The sequence below is a fragment of the Streptomyces misionensis genome (assembly GCF_900104815.1).
GTDB lineage: Bacteria > Actinomycetota > Actinomycetes > Streptomycetales > Streptomycetaceae > Streptomyces > Streptomyces misionensis.
Genome location: NZ_FNTD01000004.1, coordinates 131,847 through 146,562 on the forward strand (window position 1 = coordinate 131,847; position 14,716 = coordinate 146,562).

The following is a 14,716-nucleotide window of genomic DNA, read 5'->3' on the forward strand; positions in this document are numbered from 1 at the left end:
AATTCTCTCACCGGCCCGCTCCCCTCCTCGACGACGCCCGCACCCCGGGCACCGCCCCGGCCCGGTGGCTGCGGCCGCCGGGCCGGGCCGGCTGCCGAGGACCCGCCCTAGCCGCCGTGGCGGAAGCCGTTCGCACCGCGGCCGGCGGGGCGGCCGGTCACGCGTGCGTCGCCTCCGGGGCCGCGTGATCGGCGATCCAGCGGTCCACACGGGCCCACTGCGCGAGCAGCCACTTGCTGCGGGCGTCCTCGCCCTCGGGAATCCGGCCCGCGGGTACGCGCCACCAGCGTGCCCGCACCGCGTCGCGCAGCGGCAGCCGGCTCCAGACGGTGCGTGCCGAGTGGAGGACGTCGAGCCCCGTGTGTGCGACGAAGACCACGTCGGCCGTTGGCGCGGCGGCGATCGCGGCGAGGGCACCGCCGTCCCGGGGCGGCAGGACATGGTGCATGCGTTCCGCGCGGGAGGCCCGGCGCGGCAGCCCCCGGCGGCGCAGGGAGGCGATGGCGCGCCGGTGGCGGCGCGGTGTGAAGTTGCCGCCCTCCGGGAACAGCACGAGCGCGTCGCCCGGGCCGAGCCCGGCCGCCAGCCGCCCTATCTGGTCCTCGGCCCGTCCGTCGAGGGGTGGAAGGAAGCAGTGGGGGACCCGTCCGATGAGGACGTCGAGCGCGGGGTCGGCGCGCAGAGCCCGCTTCAGAACGGTGTGCGGCCGCAGCCCGGCCTGGCTCAGCAGGGTCTGCAGCAGGAGGAAGGAGTCGCCGACGCCCGCGTGCCGCACGAAGACCAGGACGGGCGCGGGGTGCCGCACGGCGCCCGGCAGCGGGGGCGTCACCTCCAACCGGAGCCCGAAGATCCGTGTGCCCGCGCGCCGCAGCAGTCGCAGCAGCCGCTCCAGGGTGGCGTACGCGTCCTCGGCGGCCACGAGGCGCCGCTCCGCGCGCTCCCGTCTGGGCAGCCGTCTCACCCACAGACCGGCGGCGGCCACCAGCGCCGCCACGTCCACCAGGAGGTACAGCAGGGCGAAGGCGGTGATCCGCACGGGCCGCCAGGCGCCGCGCGCGGGGAGGGAGAACGGCACGCACAGCACGCTCGCGGCGACGAGGATCGCGGCCACCACGGGCACCAGGGCGAGCAGCAGCACGACGGTGGTCGTGCGGCGCAGTCCGGTGACCACCGCACCCGCCGGCCGCGCCGGGAGACGACGGCGCGGCCGGATGCCGGTCATGACGCGCCGTCGGGCGCGCCGAGCACTGTCTCCAGGTACCGGGAGGAGGCCGCGTAGGCACGCTCGATGCGCTCGGCGGTCCGGCCGAAGGTGCGGTACCGCAGTTGCCGCAGGCCGGCGGTGCCCTCGTCGGGACCCGAGCCCGACGGCAGCACACGTACCGTGACGCCGGGCGGCAGGTCCGCCATGTCGCGGGCGAACCGGTGCCTGCGAGCGATCTCGAACGCCACCAGTGCCACCTGCCAGGGAGCCCGCGGCGGAGAGAGGGCCCGCTCGACGCGGCCGACCTGAAGGACGTAGACCTCGGTCGCGCCGAGGGCCACCGCGCGCCCGACGGGGATGCTGTTGACCAGGCCGCCGTCGACGAAGTGCTCGCCGTCGAGCCGGACGGGCGGCAGCAGACCGGGCACCGCGCACGAGGCGAGCACGGCGTCCACCAGCGGGCCGGCGGTGAACCAGTGCTCGGCGGCCCGTTCGATGCTCGCCGCCGCGCACTGGTACGGCAGGGCCAGATCCTCGATCCGGCTCACCGGCAGGTGCGAGGCGAGCAGGTCGCGCAGCGGCGTGGGCTGGTAGAGGTGGGTGCCGCTGCGTACGGCCGTGCCCAGCCGCCCGAGCAGCGATCCGGAGAACACACCGGCCCGCCCCAGGCCGGTCCACAGGTCGGCGAGCCGGGCCACCGAATCCTGTGACGGATCGGCGGCGACGGCGGCACCGTTGATCGCGCCGACGGAGGTGCCGACGACGAGGTCGGGGTGCACGGCGGCGGCGAACAGTGCCTTCAGCATGCCGATCTCGTAGGCGCCGAGGGCACCGCCGCCGCCCAGTACGAAGGCGCGGGTCGGCGGGTGGGTCGGCCGGCTGTCCTCCATGGACGGAGGGTGCCCCGGCCCGGCGACGCCAATCACGCTCACAGTCTGAATCAGATTAGCTTGCTAGGATGCTAGCATCGCTGCTGTGGGTGACGAGGAAGTCAAACAGTTCAACGTGTACCTGCCGATCAGCTTGATCAAGCAGGTCAAGTACCGCGCGATCGACTCGGGCATGTCGTTGTCCGCGCTGGTCGCCGAGGCGCTGCGCGCCTACCTGGACGACGCCCATGAGGGCGCCGGGCAATCGAGCGAGGAGGAGAGCTGACATGGCGACCGAGGGAATCGAGGCCGTGTTCCTCACGACGCACAACTGGGGCAAGGCGGCGAAGTTCTTCCAGGGGCTCGGTTACGAGCTGGACTTCGCGACCGACCACGACTCCGGCCGGCTGAGCAACGGCGACGGACCCTACGTCTTCATCGCCGAGGTCCCCGCCGACCAGGAGCCCCGGACCCGGATCGTGATGAAGGTGCCGGACGCGGACGCGTTTCGCGCGGACCCCGCCGTCGAAGTGGTCACGCCGTTCGAGGAAACCCATTTCGGGACCAGGGAGATGACCGTCCGCGACCCCGACGGGCGGCTGTGGAGCCTTCAGGCTCCGGCCGGTGAGTAGCCACGGAGGAGCGGGCATGACGGACGACCGGACCGGCACACCGGACAGCACCGCGGTGCGCACCGCCCTCTGGCGGGCGATGCACCTCCAGGTCGACCCGCCGCCGCACGTGCTCGAGGACGAGATCGGCCTGCGACTCGCCGCGCCCGGCGATGCCTGGCGCGAGCGACCGGACATGGACCCCGACGGCACCAGGGCGTTCCGCGCGGCCATGGTCTGCCGGGCCCGTTTCATCGAGGACCTGGTCACCGAGCAGGCCGGACTGGGCGTCACCCAGTACGTGATCCTGGGCGCCGGCCTGGACACCTTCGCCCAGCGCAGGCCGGAACTCGCCTCCCGGTTGCAGATCTTCGAGATCGACCGGCCCGGCCCGCAGGCGTGGAAAGCCCGCCGCCTGGTGGAGCTCGGTTACGGCATCCCCGACTGGCTGCACCTCGTACCGGTCGACTTCGAGGCGGACGCGTCCTGGCGGGAGCGGTTGGTCGACGCCGGGTTCGACGCCGGCCGGCCGGCGGTCGTGGTCTCCACCGGCGTCAGCATGTACCTCACCAAGGACGCCACCGCGGCCACCCTGCGCCAGACCGCCGCGCTCGCGCCCGGCTCCACGCTCGCCATGAGCTTCCTGCTGCCGGCCGACCTGCTCGACGCCGCGGACCGCCCCGGCCTTCGCGCGAGCCAGAACGGCGCACGCACGTCCGGGACGCCGTTCATCAGCTTCTACACGCCCCAGGAGATGCTGGTCCTGGCCGGCGCATCCGGCCTCTCGGACGCCCGGCACGTCTCGGGGACCTCGCTCGGCGACCGCTACTTCGCCGGCCGCGCCGACGGACTGCGCCCGTCGAGCGGCGAGGACCTGCTGCTGGCCACGGTCACCTAGGGCCTCTCACTAGTGGTTGAAGGCCAGGAGCTTGGCGATGCCGTTGCGCTGGATCTCGGACGTGCCGGTGAGGACGCGGAACATGCGGATCTTGCGGAAGAGGTACTCGATCTCGTTGCCCTGGGTGAGCCCTTCCTTGCCGTGGATCTGCACGGCCTCGTCGAGGATGCGGAAGGCGGACTCGGCGACGAACAGTTTGCACATGAAGGCTTCCGTCTGCGCGTCGCGGCCCGCGTCCAGGGCCGCCAGCGCGGCATAGGTCATGGAGCGGGCGGCGTAGAACTCCGTGGCCATGTCGGCGAGCTTGTGCTGGATGGCCTGGAGCATCAAGAGGGGTTGGCCGCCCGCCACTTGGCGGGTCCGGGCGCGGTCGAGGGTCAGGGTGAGGGCGCGGCGGGTGGCGCCGAGGACGGTGGGGCAGTGCAGGAGGCGGTTGGTGGTGACCCGGCCGAGCGCGATGCGCATGCCTTTGCCTTCCTCACCGAGGAGGTTGGCGGCGGGGACGTGGCAGTCGTCCAGGACGATGTCGCTCTCGATGTGTTCGCCCGACATGGGGGTCGCCCCGTCCTCGACACGGCAGCCGGGGCTGTCCAGGTCGACGAGGAACGCGGAGAACCGTGGTTTGTCACCCTCCTGCTCGCCGGTGCCGGCCATGCGGGCGACGACGATCGCGAAGTCGGCGAAGGGGCCGGCGGAGGAGAAGACCTTGTGCCCGGTCAGCCGGTAGCCGCCGCCGTCGGCGTCGCGTACGGCGACCGTGCGCATGGAGCGGACGTCGGAGCCGGCGTCGGTCTCGGTGAGGGAGAAGCAGCAAGCCCGCTCGCCGCGGATCAGCGGCAGCAGGTAGGTGTCCAGCTGGTACTCGGTGGCGTGTTTGAGGATGTCGCCCGCGCGTAGGGGGCCGCCCATGTCACCGAGCACGCTGTGGGCGAGGACCCGCCCGCTGGCGCCGATCTCCTCCTTCAGGGCGGCCAGCTGGGTGTGGGTGAGGTCCTGGCCGCCGTACTCCGCGGGCAGGTGGATGCCGTAGAAGCCGAGTTCGCGGCTGCGGCGCCAGACGGGTTCGAGGTCGGCGCGGGTGAGGCGGCCGGCGTGGGTCAGGCCGCGGGCGCTTTCGTAGTCGGCGAGTTCGCCGTCGAGGTAGTCGCGCAGGCGGTCGACGAGTTCGGCGGTGCGCGGGTCGTCGTAGGAGGGGCGGAGGGAGAAGGTCACGGCAGGACTCCGAACAGGATGCGGTCAGTTGACGCGGCGGGTGGCGTGCGCCCAGAAGGGTTCGCGTACGGCTTTGCGGTCGAGCTTGCCGTTGCGGTTGTGGGGAAGTCCGGGCACGAAGTCGACCGAGCGCGGCTTCTTGAAGCGGTCCAGCCGGTCGGCGCAGAAGGCGATCAGCTCCTCGGCGGTGACCGTCGTACCGGGCTGGATGACGACGACGGCCTTGACGGCCTCACCCCACTGCTCGTCGGGCACGCCGACCACACAGGCTTCCCGCACGGCGGGGTGCTCGTACAGGGCGGCCTCCACCTCGGTGCAGTAGATGTTGAAGCCGCCCGAGATGATCATGTCCTTCTTGCGGTCCACCAGGAAGAGGTAGCCGTCCTCCCGCATCCACGCCAGGTCCCCGGTGTGCACCCAGCCGTCGCGGAAGGTCTGCGCCGACAGCTCCGGCTCCCGCCAGTACTCCCGCACGCAGTCCGGTCCGCGCACGATCACCTCGCCGATCTCCCGAGGGCCCAGTTCCCGGCCCGTCTCGTCGACGACCCGTATCTCGGTGTCGTAGGTCGCACGGCCGCACGACTGGAGCAGCTCCGGGTCCTCCTTCACGGCATGGGCGATCTCCGCGCTGCTCAGGCCCGCGACGACACTGGTGGTCTCGCCCAGCCCGTAGCCCTGGGCGACGACCGGGCCGAAGAACTCCACCGCGTCCCGCAGGCGCTGCGGGGAGATGGGCGCGCCGCCGATGCGCACACTCGTCAGCGAGCGCAGGTCGTGGTCGGCGGCGCCGGGATGGGCGAGCACCGTGTTCAGCATGGCCGGCACCAGGAAGGTGGCGGTGATGCGTTCCTTCTCGACCGTCTCCAGGAAGTTGCGCGGGCTCCAGCTCGGCAGGACGTAGGTGGTGGAACCGCCGAACACGCCGGCGAGCAGGCCCATGCCGGTGGCGTGGGTGATGGGCCCGCAGGCGAGGTAACGGGTACCGGGGCGGGGGCGGGACTCGTCGGCCATCAGCAGCTTGCGCATGTTGGCGAGACGGTTGCCGACCGTCTGTACCGCCGCCTTGAGCGCGCCGGTGGAGCCTGAGGTGAAGTTCAGGACGCAGGGGGCGTCCTCCTCGACCTCGACGCGCACCGGCGCCTCGTCGCCCTCGGCCAGCAGATCGCCGTAGGACACCTCGCCGGGGCGCACGTCGTCGAGGCAGACCGGCAGGCATCCGGTACCCGCCGAGGCGATGGCCGCGAGGGCATCCTCGCGGTGGGCGGCGTCGTAGACGAGGACGCGGACGGGGGCGTAGCGCAGGATGTGCTCGATCTCCCCGGCGCCGAGCCGGGCGTTGATCGGTGCGCGCGTCAACCCGGCCTTGTACAGCGCGAATTCCACCTCGACCAGCTCCCCGCGGTTCCAGGCGAGGGAGGCCACGGCGTCGCCGGGGCCCAGCCCCCGGGCGGTCAGGGCGGAGGCCAGGCGGTTGGCCGCCCGGTCCAGGTCGGTGAAGCTCCAGAGGCGGTCCTCGCAGACGAGGGCGGGGGCCTGGGGCCAGTAGCGGGCGCTGCGCGAGAGGTAGCTGCCGAGGTTCATGAGGGCCTACTCAGTAGTTGGCGTTCGCTGATTTACAAGCCAATCAGTAACAGACACTCTGTTTAGTAACCGACTGTCGTGTCAAGAGTCTCTAGACTGGCCCCGCATGCGTCACCGCGACCGTGCGTGGAGATCGAGGAGGAGAGGCGCATGGCGGAGGACAGGCGGACCAGACGCTCACGCCGGGCTCTGGGGACGGCCTTGGTGGAGCTGGTCCTGGAGCGGGGTTTCACCGCGCTGACCGTGGAGGACATCACCGAGCGCGCGGACGTGGCACGCGCGACCTTCTACGCCCACTTCCGCGACAAGGAGGATCTGTTCGCGCGCGTGACCGCCGATCTGCTGGCCGAGCTGTCCGAGCGCCTGGCGCCCGCGGTCGCCGAGAGCGCGGTCGGGTTCACCGGCAAGCCGGTCCTGGAGATGCTGCGGCACGCGCGCGAGGAGCGTGATCTGTACCGGATCGTGCTGCGCGGCGAGGGCGACGGCAAACCACTGCAGATGTTCGTGGACGCCTGCGCCCGCGCCACCACCGAGGAGTTCCGGGCCCGCGCGGAACGCAACGCCGTGAAACCGCGCATCGACCCCGAACTACTGGCCCGGGTGTGGGTCGGCGAGCAGATCGCGGTGCTGCGCTGGTGGGTCGAGCAGGACACGCCGTCGTTGCCGGCCGCCGAGGTGGTCCGGATGCTGCTCGACCTGGCGCTGCACGGCCGTTACTGGGCCAGCGGCTTCGAGCCGCAGGCCTGATCCGCGCGTTCCCCGGCGGTCCGGCCCGCCGGGAGCAACCTGCGCGCGTCGCGCTCGGGCCGGATCGCGGTCAGCGCGACCAGACCGCAGACCATCATCACCGCGGCCGACACCAGGAAGGCATGGTGGTATCCGGCGCCCTGCGAGGGCGCCGAGTCCAGCAGGCGTCCGGTCAGGTACGGCGCGACCAGCCCGGGCAGGGTTCCGGTGGCGGCGACGATGCCGAACACCGCGCCCCGTTGTGGCGGCGGCACGACGGCGGCCGTCGTCATGTAGTGCAGCGGAAAGGTGATGGCGTGCGCGCCGAACGCCACCGTGATCAGCGCCAGGAGCAGCGGCCGCGCCTCGGTGAAGGGCAGGGCCGCCATGGCCAGCGCGGCGACGGCGACGGCGACGCCCTGCGGCGCGCCGCACGACCAACGGCTGGGCACTCCTCGCCGGTTCAGTGCGTCGACCAGCGGTGACACGGCCAGCAGCAGGACGAAGCTGAACGCCGAGACGGCGCTGATGAGTGTGGCCGCGCCGCCCGGTGACATGCCGAGCTGCGTGCGCAGGTAGGCGGGCAGCCACGCCTGGCTCAGCGTCAGGGCCCAGGAGGCGCCGAAGGCCCCCGCGATGCTCCCCAGCACGGTGCCGTTCAGCAGCAGCCTGCGGTACGGCAGCCGGCATGCGGTCCCGGGCCCGGACGCGGCTGCGGGCGCGGGATGGTTGCCGTACGGCCCGTCGTGCCCCGTCCGCCACCACACCAGGCTCCACACGGCGCTCGTCACCGCGAGCGCGGCGAAGGCCGAGCGCCAGCCGAACGCGGTGATCAGCCAGGTGACGACCGGTGCGGCGATCAGCGTACCGAGCGCGGCGCCACTGATCTGCAACGCCGACGGCAGGCCCCGCCGGCCCTCCGGGAACCACTTGTACAGCGCGTGCATGGACATGGGTGCGGCCGGCCCCTCGGCCGCACCCAGCAGGATGCGGCCCGCCGCGAGCGCCGGTGCCGTCGCCACGAAGAGCACGGGCAGCTGCGCCACCGCCCACAGGGCCGCCATGGCGACCAGGAGGACCCGGCTCGACACCCGCGCGGACACGAACCCGACGACCAGGCCGGAGAGGCTGAACAGCAGGGCGAAGGAGCTGGAGACAAGACCGTAGGTGCTGTTGCCGATGTGCAGCTCGTCCATGATCGGCACGGCCGCGAGGCCCAGGACGCACTTGTCCGCGTAGTTGACCAGCATGAACGCCACGATCAGCGCGGTGATCAGCCAGGCGCGTCGGCTACCGGTCCGCGGATCCGGTGGAGGGCCGGCGGCGTCCGTGCGGGGGGCGGGTCGGGGTTGCTGCTTGGCCATGGGCACTCCTGCGGGCTCCGGCGCATTGAAAGAGAAGTACGTTCCCGAACAACTTGTCTTGTAACGAACGAAGCGATTTGGCAACCTAGGCGCCGGACAGCCGCGAGGTCAACGCCTCGAGAGCAGCGCCCTCGGAAAATCCGATCGACACAGGAGTGAGCCATGACCGAGACAGCCCCGCTGAGCGATCTGCGGTGGACCCGCGGCTACACGGACCCCGGCTGGATCCGCCGCTTCATGCTCCAGGGGCGCGAACTGTCACCCAGCCGACGGGTGTGGCGGGGCGAGGAGCCCGCGCGCCCCCTGCCGAGCGCCGAGGCCGATCTCGACGCGCTCGACGTGGTGAGCACCGACGCCGGGGCGCTCAAGCTCCCGGACCTGTTCGCCGCGGCCCAGACGGACGCGTTCCTCGTGCTGCACCGAGGCCGGGTCCGCTACGAGCGTTATCCGCACGGCGCCGACGCGCACACCCCTCACTTCAACGCCTCGGCGGCCAAGTCCTACCTCGGGCTGGTCGCGGCGACGCTGGCTCATCAGGGGGTCCTGGACCGTACGGCGACGGCCTCCGCCTACGTGCCGGAACTCGCCGGGACGGCGTTCGGGGACGCCCGGGTGCAGGACCTGCTGCACATGGGCACGCGGGTGAGCTATGCGGGCCGTCCCTTCGACAAGGCGACCGAGGCCCAGCGGTACCACGCGGTGATCGCCCCCCAGCTGCGGCCCTTCGGCTACAGCGGTCCCACGACCATCCGCGAGCATCTCCTGACGGCCCGCGCCACCGGGGCCCCGGGAGAGGAGTTCCGCTACGAGAACGGCAACGTGGAGACGCTGGCCGAAGTGCTCCGCCGGGTCACGGGCCTGACCACGTCCGCCCTGCTCAGCGATGTCCTGTGGGCCAGGATGGGGGCGCAGGAGGACGCCTACTACATCCTGGACGGCGATGGTGTCGAAGCCGCCTGCGGAGGCTTCAGCGCCACAGCGCGCGATGTGGCGCGACTCGGCGAGATGCTGCGCTGCGGCGGGGCGGTGGGGGGCAGGCAGGTGGTCCCGGAGGAAGTGGCCGGCACGATCGCCGGCGGCGTCCCCGACGGCTACCCCCGCCGCGTCCGCTTCCCGGCCGCGCCCCCCGGCTCACCGGCCACGCTCTCCTACCACGACCTGTGGTGGGTCCTGAACGACTCCTACGGTTCCTACATGGCCAGCGGCATCCACGGCCAGCGGCTGTTCGTGTCACCGGGCCTGGACCTCGTGGTCGTCCACTTCGGTTCTCAGGTCATGTCGCCCGCGGTGCCCCCGGTGCCGCTGGTGCAGGCGTTCGTCCGGATCGGGGTCCATCTCAACTCGTGAGCAGTGCCCGACCGGTGCGAGGACCCGGCCGGCGCCGGGCGGGTAGCGGCGGCGGCCCGCTCCGGGCCCGGCCCGGACACGTCCTCGCGCACCGCACCCCGCGGCCGGGCCCGGGCGTGATCAGGAACCGACGATGTCGCGCACGTTGTCGAGCGAGCCGCAGCCGGCCTTCAGCCGGCGCTCGCGCTCCTGCGTGAACGCCGCTCCCAGTTCCTCACGCCGCTCCATCGCCACGTTCTCGCGCGCGCCGTTGAGGATGGTGCGTTCCTCCTCGTCGGCGTGGTGGGTGACGGCTTCCACCAGCGCCTCCAGCTTGGAGTCCCACTCCTCGGAGCCGACCTCCTCCACCTCCAGGAGGTCCAGCAGTGCCTTGTTGCCCTCGTCGTGCTCGTGCTCGCCGTGTTCGACCTCTTCGTCGTCGATGTCCTTGTAGCGCTTCAGGGCGGGATAGACCTTGGCCTCCTCGGCCAGCGCGTGGGCGATCAGCAGGTCCGCGAACTCCCGCAGCGCGGCGGCCCGGTCGGCCTCGACGCTGCGCATCAGGCGGAACAGATCCTCCATGCGCCGGTGGTCTTGAAGGATGAGCTCGACGACGTCACGTGTCTCGGCCATGGCAGGGCACCACTTTCGTGCGAACGGTTGGGTCACTACCGCTTACCCTGGCCGTCCGCGTTGATGGCTTCCGCTTTCCCCGGCCACGACGCCCCGGCCGGTGCCCCGTCCGGCCGCACGACCTGCGCGGCCGGGGACCCCGCCCAGGGCGAGGCCGTCACCATCGGCCCCGGCCGCCCTTGCGAAATCCACGGGTATGGCGGCCGGGAACCGGGGCACAAGGGTCGCTGTAGTTACCAAGTGGTTCGTGGTGATGAGGGAGACCCCAGATGCTCATGGCACACCCCGCCGTACTGAAGAACCTGGTCGAGCAGTACGAGACGCTGCGGATTCTGCACGCCGAAGACGGCAGCCCCGAGGTGCGCCAGCGCATGGACGACGTCGCCTACACCCTGTGTGTGGCGACCGGAACCCGTGATGTCGACGCCGCGCTCATCGCCGCCCGCCACCGTCTGCCCGGCGCCCGCCCGCAGGACGACTCCCTGCTCAGCGCCTGACCGGTTCCACGGCCGCCCCGCTAGGGCGCGTATTGAGTCGTTATCAAGGGGTGGTCGGGCGTCTACGCGGGTAGGCGCGGTTGCCGAACGACGAGTAGGCCTTGTCCCCGGCGACCGCGTTCGGCCGCGTGCGAAGGCGGCCGACAGGCCCACGGACCCGTATCTTCTTCAGCATCGGGATGAAATGCCGGGCTGTCGGCTACCTGACCCGCAGTCAGGACTAAGCGATCGAGAGAGCGGCCGTCAGCCGCAGCCTGCGGCAACGCCGGATGTGTCGTCGCTCCTCCCCGGTTGGCATCGGTCGCGGTGTCGTGCCCGCCTTGTTTGTCGAAGCCGCCCCCTTTGACCTGGCCTTCTCGTCCTCGGTGGCGACCTTCTCCAGGACGGTGAGGAGGTCTTGGTCCAGGTGCATCCCGGCAGCGTCGTGGTGGGCGCGCATGGTGGTGGAGTCGACACTGACCAAGGTCAGGTCCACGATGCCCCGCCGTGCTGCTGCCGCGATCAGGCCCTCCAACAGGCCCTCGGAGACGCCGGCGTCGTGCCACTGCCGGAAGTCGCTGTGCACGGTCGCCCAAGCGCCCAACTCCTGCGGCATCTCCCGCCGCTGGCCGCCGGCCTTGAACCGTCAGGTCACGCCTTCGGACTGCTGCCGCAACCGCTTCGGTTACGGGCCGTACCTGCCGATGGGCAGGTACGGCCCGACGAACTCCCCCTCTTTGTCCGTCAGTTGCATGCGTGTCATGTAGGTTGATCTACCGGCCCTGGGCCCTGCCATGAGAGCGCATCCCGCAGATTGACTGTGACTCGATGCGCGCCTTAACTGGCCTGTCGGCCGAGACTGGACAGGCCCCATAGCTCGGCGATCAGGCCGTGCTGAACTCGGAAGATCTCCATCATGGTGGGTGCAGGCTCCGCACCGGTCGGCGCGGAGTTCGAAAGCCCGTGCAGCACGGAGCGGACGGCGACCCGGTCGCGGTCCACGAGCATGTCCTCGACGGAGACATGTATGTCGGGATGGGCTGCGAACATCTTGGACCAGGCATCGGCGACGGCCCCGATACCGGCCGTTCCCAACGGGTGGCTCACGAAGTCCGGTGCGAGGATCGTCTCCAGGGCAGCCAGGTTCCGGCCATTGAAGGCCTCGTACATGAGCATGCCGACGGCCCTTGCTTCGTGCGCTTCGTCTGTCATCGACCCGCTTCCAATTCGTAGTCGAACCAGATCCGATGCGTTCCATCGGCGTCGACGGCCGTTCCTCCACCACCGGAGACCCCGGTCAGCTCTCCCGTACCGCTCGCCGGCACGATGGTGAAGAACTCAGCTGTGCGATCGCTGCCGGACGTCGTCGCCGAGTGGGCGAAGTTGAAGGCGCCGGCCCGGCCGCACAGCGAGCCTTCGAACGACTCCATGGCCACGTAGGTGCCTACGCCGGTCGCCTGGTCGAACGCCGCGGTAAACAGGGTCGCCGAGCGACCGGCAACCTCACCCTCGAAGTGCTTCTCCATGGTTGCGGCGCCCACTGGAAGCCCGGTCGACACAGCCGGGTCCGGTTTCAACTCAGCCGGGACGAACGCTTCGACAGTGAACGTTCCTGTAGCTCTCATGGAACGACCGTATCGGTGCGGTCTGACACCGCTCTCCCTCTGGACGGCCGAAGCTGAAGCGACTGACCCGCAGCGCGGACAGCTGGGTCGGGATCTGCCGACTCATCTCCGCAGCCCACCGCACCCCGCAAGGTGATCACGACTCGATACGCGCCCCAGATCCATGCACCGGCGCGGACGCTGACCGCCCGAGGCGTCATGGCCGTGGGCTCTCCACCGCCGACAGCACAACGCTGATCGTCTAGCGGCCTCATCCGAACTGGTCGACGGCGAGCTTGACCACCAGAGCCATGACGACCACGAGCAGGACGCCGCGGATGAACCCGGAGCCCCGCTTGATGGCGGTGCGGGCTCCGAGGGCGGCGCCGGTGATGTTGCAGACGGCCATGGCCGCACCCAGTGCCCAAAGACCGCAGTCTTCGTGGCCGCCTCCGGCCAGGCCACCCTCTCGGTGGTGGCCGGAGACGGCGTGCCGCAGCGTCAACGCCCCACCGCGCTCGGACTCTTCACGCTCTGCTAACACCGAACGCCAGTTCGGCGGACGTCCAGGTGACCGCCGCGGCATGGTCGTCGTAGCTGCCCGCGAGTTTCCGGCGAGCGGACCGCGATCCGACGGCAACCGCTGACAGAACCGGCCGGTCCGCAGGGTCCGGCGTCCGCCCGGCAGACGAGCCGGTTGCCCCGTTCAGGCGCAGGGCGGCAACCGGCTCATCCCTCCACCGCCTCGGCCAGCCGTGCGGTGGCCTCCGGCCAGAGCGACGGCGTGGCGACCAGTGCGCGCAGGGACCTGGCCTGGCGTGGCGGCAGGCCGATGGCCAGGGCTCCGGTGGCGTGGTCGGGCGTGCCGTACAGCGCGGCCAGCCGCAGCGGGTCCTTGTCGAGACACAGCACCTGGATGCGCTCCGCGTCGGCCAGGACGCCGTACGCCTGGAGCTTCAGGCTGTACTGGTCGGACCAGAAGTAGGGCACCGGAGCGAACGGGCGGCGTTCGCCGAAGCGTTCCGGGTCCAGCTCGGCCAGCAGATTGCGGGCGGCGGCCAGACCCTGCTCGCTGGCGTTCATGCGGTGCTCGATCCGCAGGTGCCGTCGCAGCACGGGGTGGTACCAGCGGGCCACGTCGCCCGCGCCGTACAGCCCCGGGGCCGCGGCGCAGAACTCGTCGCAGCCGAGACCGTCGGACAGGTCCAGGCCCGCCGCGTCGGCGCCGGGCCCGCGCAGCCAGTCGACGGCGGGAACGGAGCCGATGGCGAGGAGGACGTCGTCGGCCTCCACGACGGTGCCGTCGGCGAGGACGACGCCGCTCGCCCGTCCGGACCGCTCGGTGACGCCGGTGACCGCCCGCCCTGTGTGCAGGGTGACACCGTGGGCGCGGTGGGCCTCGGCGAGGAGTTCTCCGACCTCCGCGCCCAGCACCCGCCGCATGGGGGTGTCCTGGGTGCCGACGAGGGCCACGTCGTGGCCGAGGGTGCGCGCCACGGCGGCGGCCTCGGCGCCGAGCACGCCACTGCCGACGACGGCGAGCCGCCGGCCGGGCGTGGCCAGGCGTTCGCGCAGGCGGAGCGCGTCGTCCAGGGTGCGCAGGACGTGCACACCGCGGACCCCCGCGGTGCCGGGCAGGGCGCGGGGTGTCACACCGGTGGCGGCGATGACACCGGCACACCGCAGGACCGCCTGCCCGTCGCCGTCCAGGGTGAGCGTGCGCTGTCCCGGGTCGTAGGCACGGGCACGGGTGCCCAGTCTCAGGTCGAGTTCCAGGTCGGTGATCTGCGTGGTGTCCCGCAGCGCGGTGCGCTCGGGCTCCCAGGCGCCGGAGAGGACCTGCTTGGACAGCGGCGGGCGGTCGTAGGGCAGGTGGGGCTCGTCGCCGACGAGGGTGATCTCCCCGTCCCAGCCCAGGCGTCGCAGCCCCTCCGCCGCGGCCAGTCCGGCCGCGGCGGCGCCGACGACGGCGATGCGGGGGCGGGCGGTGCTCATTCGCGCACCTGGATGGCCGCGGCCGGGCAGATGGTGGCGGCCTCGCGGACCGCGGCGTGCTGCGCGGCGTCCGGAGATGCGTTCAGCAGGACGACGATGCCGTCCTCGTCACGCTGGTCGAAGACCTCGGGGGCGACCAGCACGCACTGGCCGGCGCCGCAGCACTTCGCTTCGTCGACGGTGATCTTCATCGGTGATTCCTTCTGTGTGGGGGGAG

The 14,716-nt window shown here is 71.6% G+C and carries 17 protein-coding genes and 1 pseudogene; 6 read left to right on the forward strand and 12 right to left on the reverse strand.

The window, feature by feature from the left end:
• Window positions 1-157: 157 nt before the first annotated feature.
• Window positions 158-1,222, reverse strand: a complete 1,065-nt coding sequence (locus tag BLW85_RS01875) for a lysophospholipid acyltransferase family protein (protein ID WP_074990209.1) — start codon at window positions 1,220-1,222, stop codon at window positions 158-160.
• Window positions 1,219-2,094, reverse strand: a complete 876-nt coding sequence (locus BLW85_RS01880; RefSeq protein ID WP_070029201.1) for a patatin-like phospholipase family protein — start codon at window positions 2,092-2,094, stop codon at window positions 1,219-1,221. Before BLW85_RS01880 ends, BLW85_RS01875 begins: the two co-directional genes overlap by 4 nt.
• An 85-nt stretch (window positions 2,095-2,179) precedes the next feature.
• On the opposite strand from BLW85_RS01880, the gene BLW85_RS01885 reads away from it, so the two are divergent.
• From BLW85_RS01885 to BLW85_RS01895, 3 genes are read left to right on the forward strand one after another with little or no spacing between them, the layout of a single operon-like run.
• Window positions 2,180-2,359: a ribbon-helix-helix protein, CopG family gene (locus tag BLW85_RS01885; RefSeq protein WP_070029203.1), complete on the forward strand. Its 180-nt coding sequence runs from the start codon at window positions 2,180-2,182 to the stop codon at window positions 2,357-2,359.
• A gap of 1 nt (window position 2,360) precedes the next feature.
• Window positions 2,361-2,705 carry a VOC family protein gene (locus BLW85_RS01890; RefSeq protein WP_070029204.1) on the forward strand — a complete coding sequence of 115 codons (345 nt, stop codon included), beginning with the start codon at window positions 2,361-2,363 and terminating at the stop codon, window positions 2,703-2,705.
• A 16-nt stretch (window positions 2,706-2,721) separates the two neighbouring features.
• Window positions 2,722-3,582, forward strand: a complete 861-nt coding sequence (locus BLW85_RS01895; RefSeq protein ID WP_074990210.1) for a class I SAM-dependent methyltransferase — start codon at window positions 2,722-2,724, stop codon at window positions 3,580-3,582.
• 9 nt (window positions 3,583-3,591) lie between these two features.
• Here the strand turns inward: BLW85_RS01895 and BLW85_RS01900 are convergent, their stop codons facing one another.
• Both BLW85_RS01900 and BLW85_RS01905 read right to left on the reverse strand, forming a co-directional pair.
• Window positions 3,592-4,794, reverse strand: coding sequence for an acyl-CoA dehydrogenase family protein (locus BLW85_RS01900; RefSeq protein WP_070029208.1), 1,203 nt, complete (start codon window positions 4,792-4,794; stop codon window positions 3,592-3,594).
• Between the two features lie 24 nt (window positions 4,795-4,818).
• On the reverse strand, window positions 4,819-6,375 hold the full coding sequence (locus BLW85_RS01905) for a class I adenylate-forming enzyme family protein (RefSeq protein ID WP_074990211.1): 1,557 nt from the start codon (window positions 6,373-6,375) through the stop codon (window positions 4,819-4,821).
• Between the two features lie 150 nt (window positions 6,376-6,525).
• On the opposite strand from BLW85_RS01905, the gene BLW85_RS01910 reads away from it, so the two are divergent.
• Window positions 6,526-7,122 carry a TetR/AcrR family transcriptional regulator gene (locus tag BLW85_RS01910; protein ID WP_070029211.1) on the forward strand — a complete coding sequence of 199 codons (597 nt, stop codon included), beginning with the start codon at window positions 6,526-6,528 and terminating at the stop codon, window positions 7,120-7,122.
• On the opposite strand, the gene BLW85_RS01915 is transcribed toward BLW85_RS01910, so the two are convergent.
• A complete protein-coding gene (locus BLW85_RS01915) occupies window positions 7,089-8,465 on the reverse strand; it encodes an MFS transporter (RefSeq protein ID WP_074990212.1) in 1,377 nt (458 codons plus the stop codon). The genes BLW85_RS01910 and BLW85_RS01915 overlap by 34 nt on opposite strands.
• A gap of 162 nt (window positions 8,466-8,627) precedes the next feature.
• Between BLW85_RS01915 and BLW85_RS01920 the strand changes: the two genes are divergently transcribed.
• Window positions 8,628-9,812 carry a serine hydrolase domain-containing protein gene (locus BLW85_RS01920; protein ID WP_074990213.1) on the forward strand — a complete coding sequence of 395 codons (1,185 nt, stop codon included), beginning with the start codon at window positions 8,628-8,630 and terminating at the stop codon, window positions 9,810-9,812.
• 120 nt (window positions 9,813-9,932) lie between these two features.
• Here the strand turns inward: BLW85_RS01920 and BLW85_RS01925 are convergent, their stop codons facing one another.
• Window positions 9,933-10,424 (reverse strand): hemerythrin domain-containing protein, encoded by a 492-nt coding sequence (locus BLW85_RS01925; RefSeq protein WP_070029214.1) that lies wholly within the window; start codon window positions 10,422-10,424, stop codon window positions 9,933-9,935.
• A 269-nt stretch (window positions 10,425-10,693) separates the two neighbouring features.
• On the opposite strand from BLW85_RS01925, the gene BLW85_RS01930 reads away from it, so the two are divergent.
• Window positions 10,694-10,921 carry a DUF5133 domain-containing protein gene (locus BLW85_RS01930; RefSeq protein WP_070029215.1) on the forward strand — a complete coding sequence of 76 codons (228 nt, stop codon included), beginning with the start codon at window positions 10,694-10,696 and terminating at the stop codon, window positions 10,919-10,921.
• Window positions 10,922-10,979: 58 nt separating this feature from the next.
• Here the strand turns inward: BLW85_RS01930 and BLW85_RS01935 are convergent.
• The 6 genes and pseudogenes from BLW85_RS01935 to BLW85_RS01960 form a co-directional block, all read right to left on the reverse strand.
• Window positions 10,980-11,663 (reverse strand): annotated as a pseudogene (locus BLW85_RS01935) (transposase); the annotation flags it as partial.
• A 74-nt stretch (window positions 11,664-11,737) separates the two neighbouring features.
• The gene (locus tag BLW85_RS01940; RefSeq protein WP_074990214.1) at window positions 11,738-12,112 is read right to left on the reverse strand and encodes an ester cyclase; all 375 of its coding nucleotides are present in this window, start codon (window positions 12,110-12,112) and stop codon (window positions 11,738-11,740) included.
• The gene (locus BLW85_RS01945) at window positions 12,109-12,525 is read right to left on the reverse strand and encodes a DUF3224 domain-containing protein (RefSeq protein ID WP_070029217.1); all 417 of its coding nucleotides are present in this window, start codon (window positions 12,523-12,525) and stop codon (window positions 12,109-12,111) included. Before BLW85_RS01945 ends, BLW85_RS01940 begins: the two co-directional genes overlap by 4 nt.
• A 250-nt stretch (window positions 12,526-12,775) precedes the next feature.
• Window positions 12,776-12,913 carry a hypothetical protein gene (locus BLW85_RS01950; RefSeq protein ID WP_208624808.1) on the reverse strand — a complete coding sequence of 46 codons (138 nt, stop codon included), beginning with the start codon at window positions 12,911-12,913 and terminating at the stop codon, window positions 12,776-12,778.
• 320 nt (window positions 12,914-13,233) lie between these two features.
• A complete protein-coding gene (locus tag BLW85_RS01955; protein ID WP_074990216.1) occupies window positions 13,234-14,499 on the reverse strand; it encodes an NAD(P)/FAD-dependent oxidoreductase in 1,266 nt (421 codons plus the stop codon).
• A complete protein-coding gene (locus BLW85_RS01960) occupies window positions 14,496-14,690 on the reverse strand; it encodes a ferredoxin (RefSeq protein WP_070029219.1) in 195 nt (64 codons plus the stop codon). The genes BLW85_RS01955 and BLW85_RS01960 overlap by 4 nt, the downstream gene beginning before the upstream one ends.
• Between the last annotated feature and the right edge of the window lie 26 nt (window positions 14,691-14,716).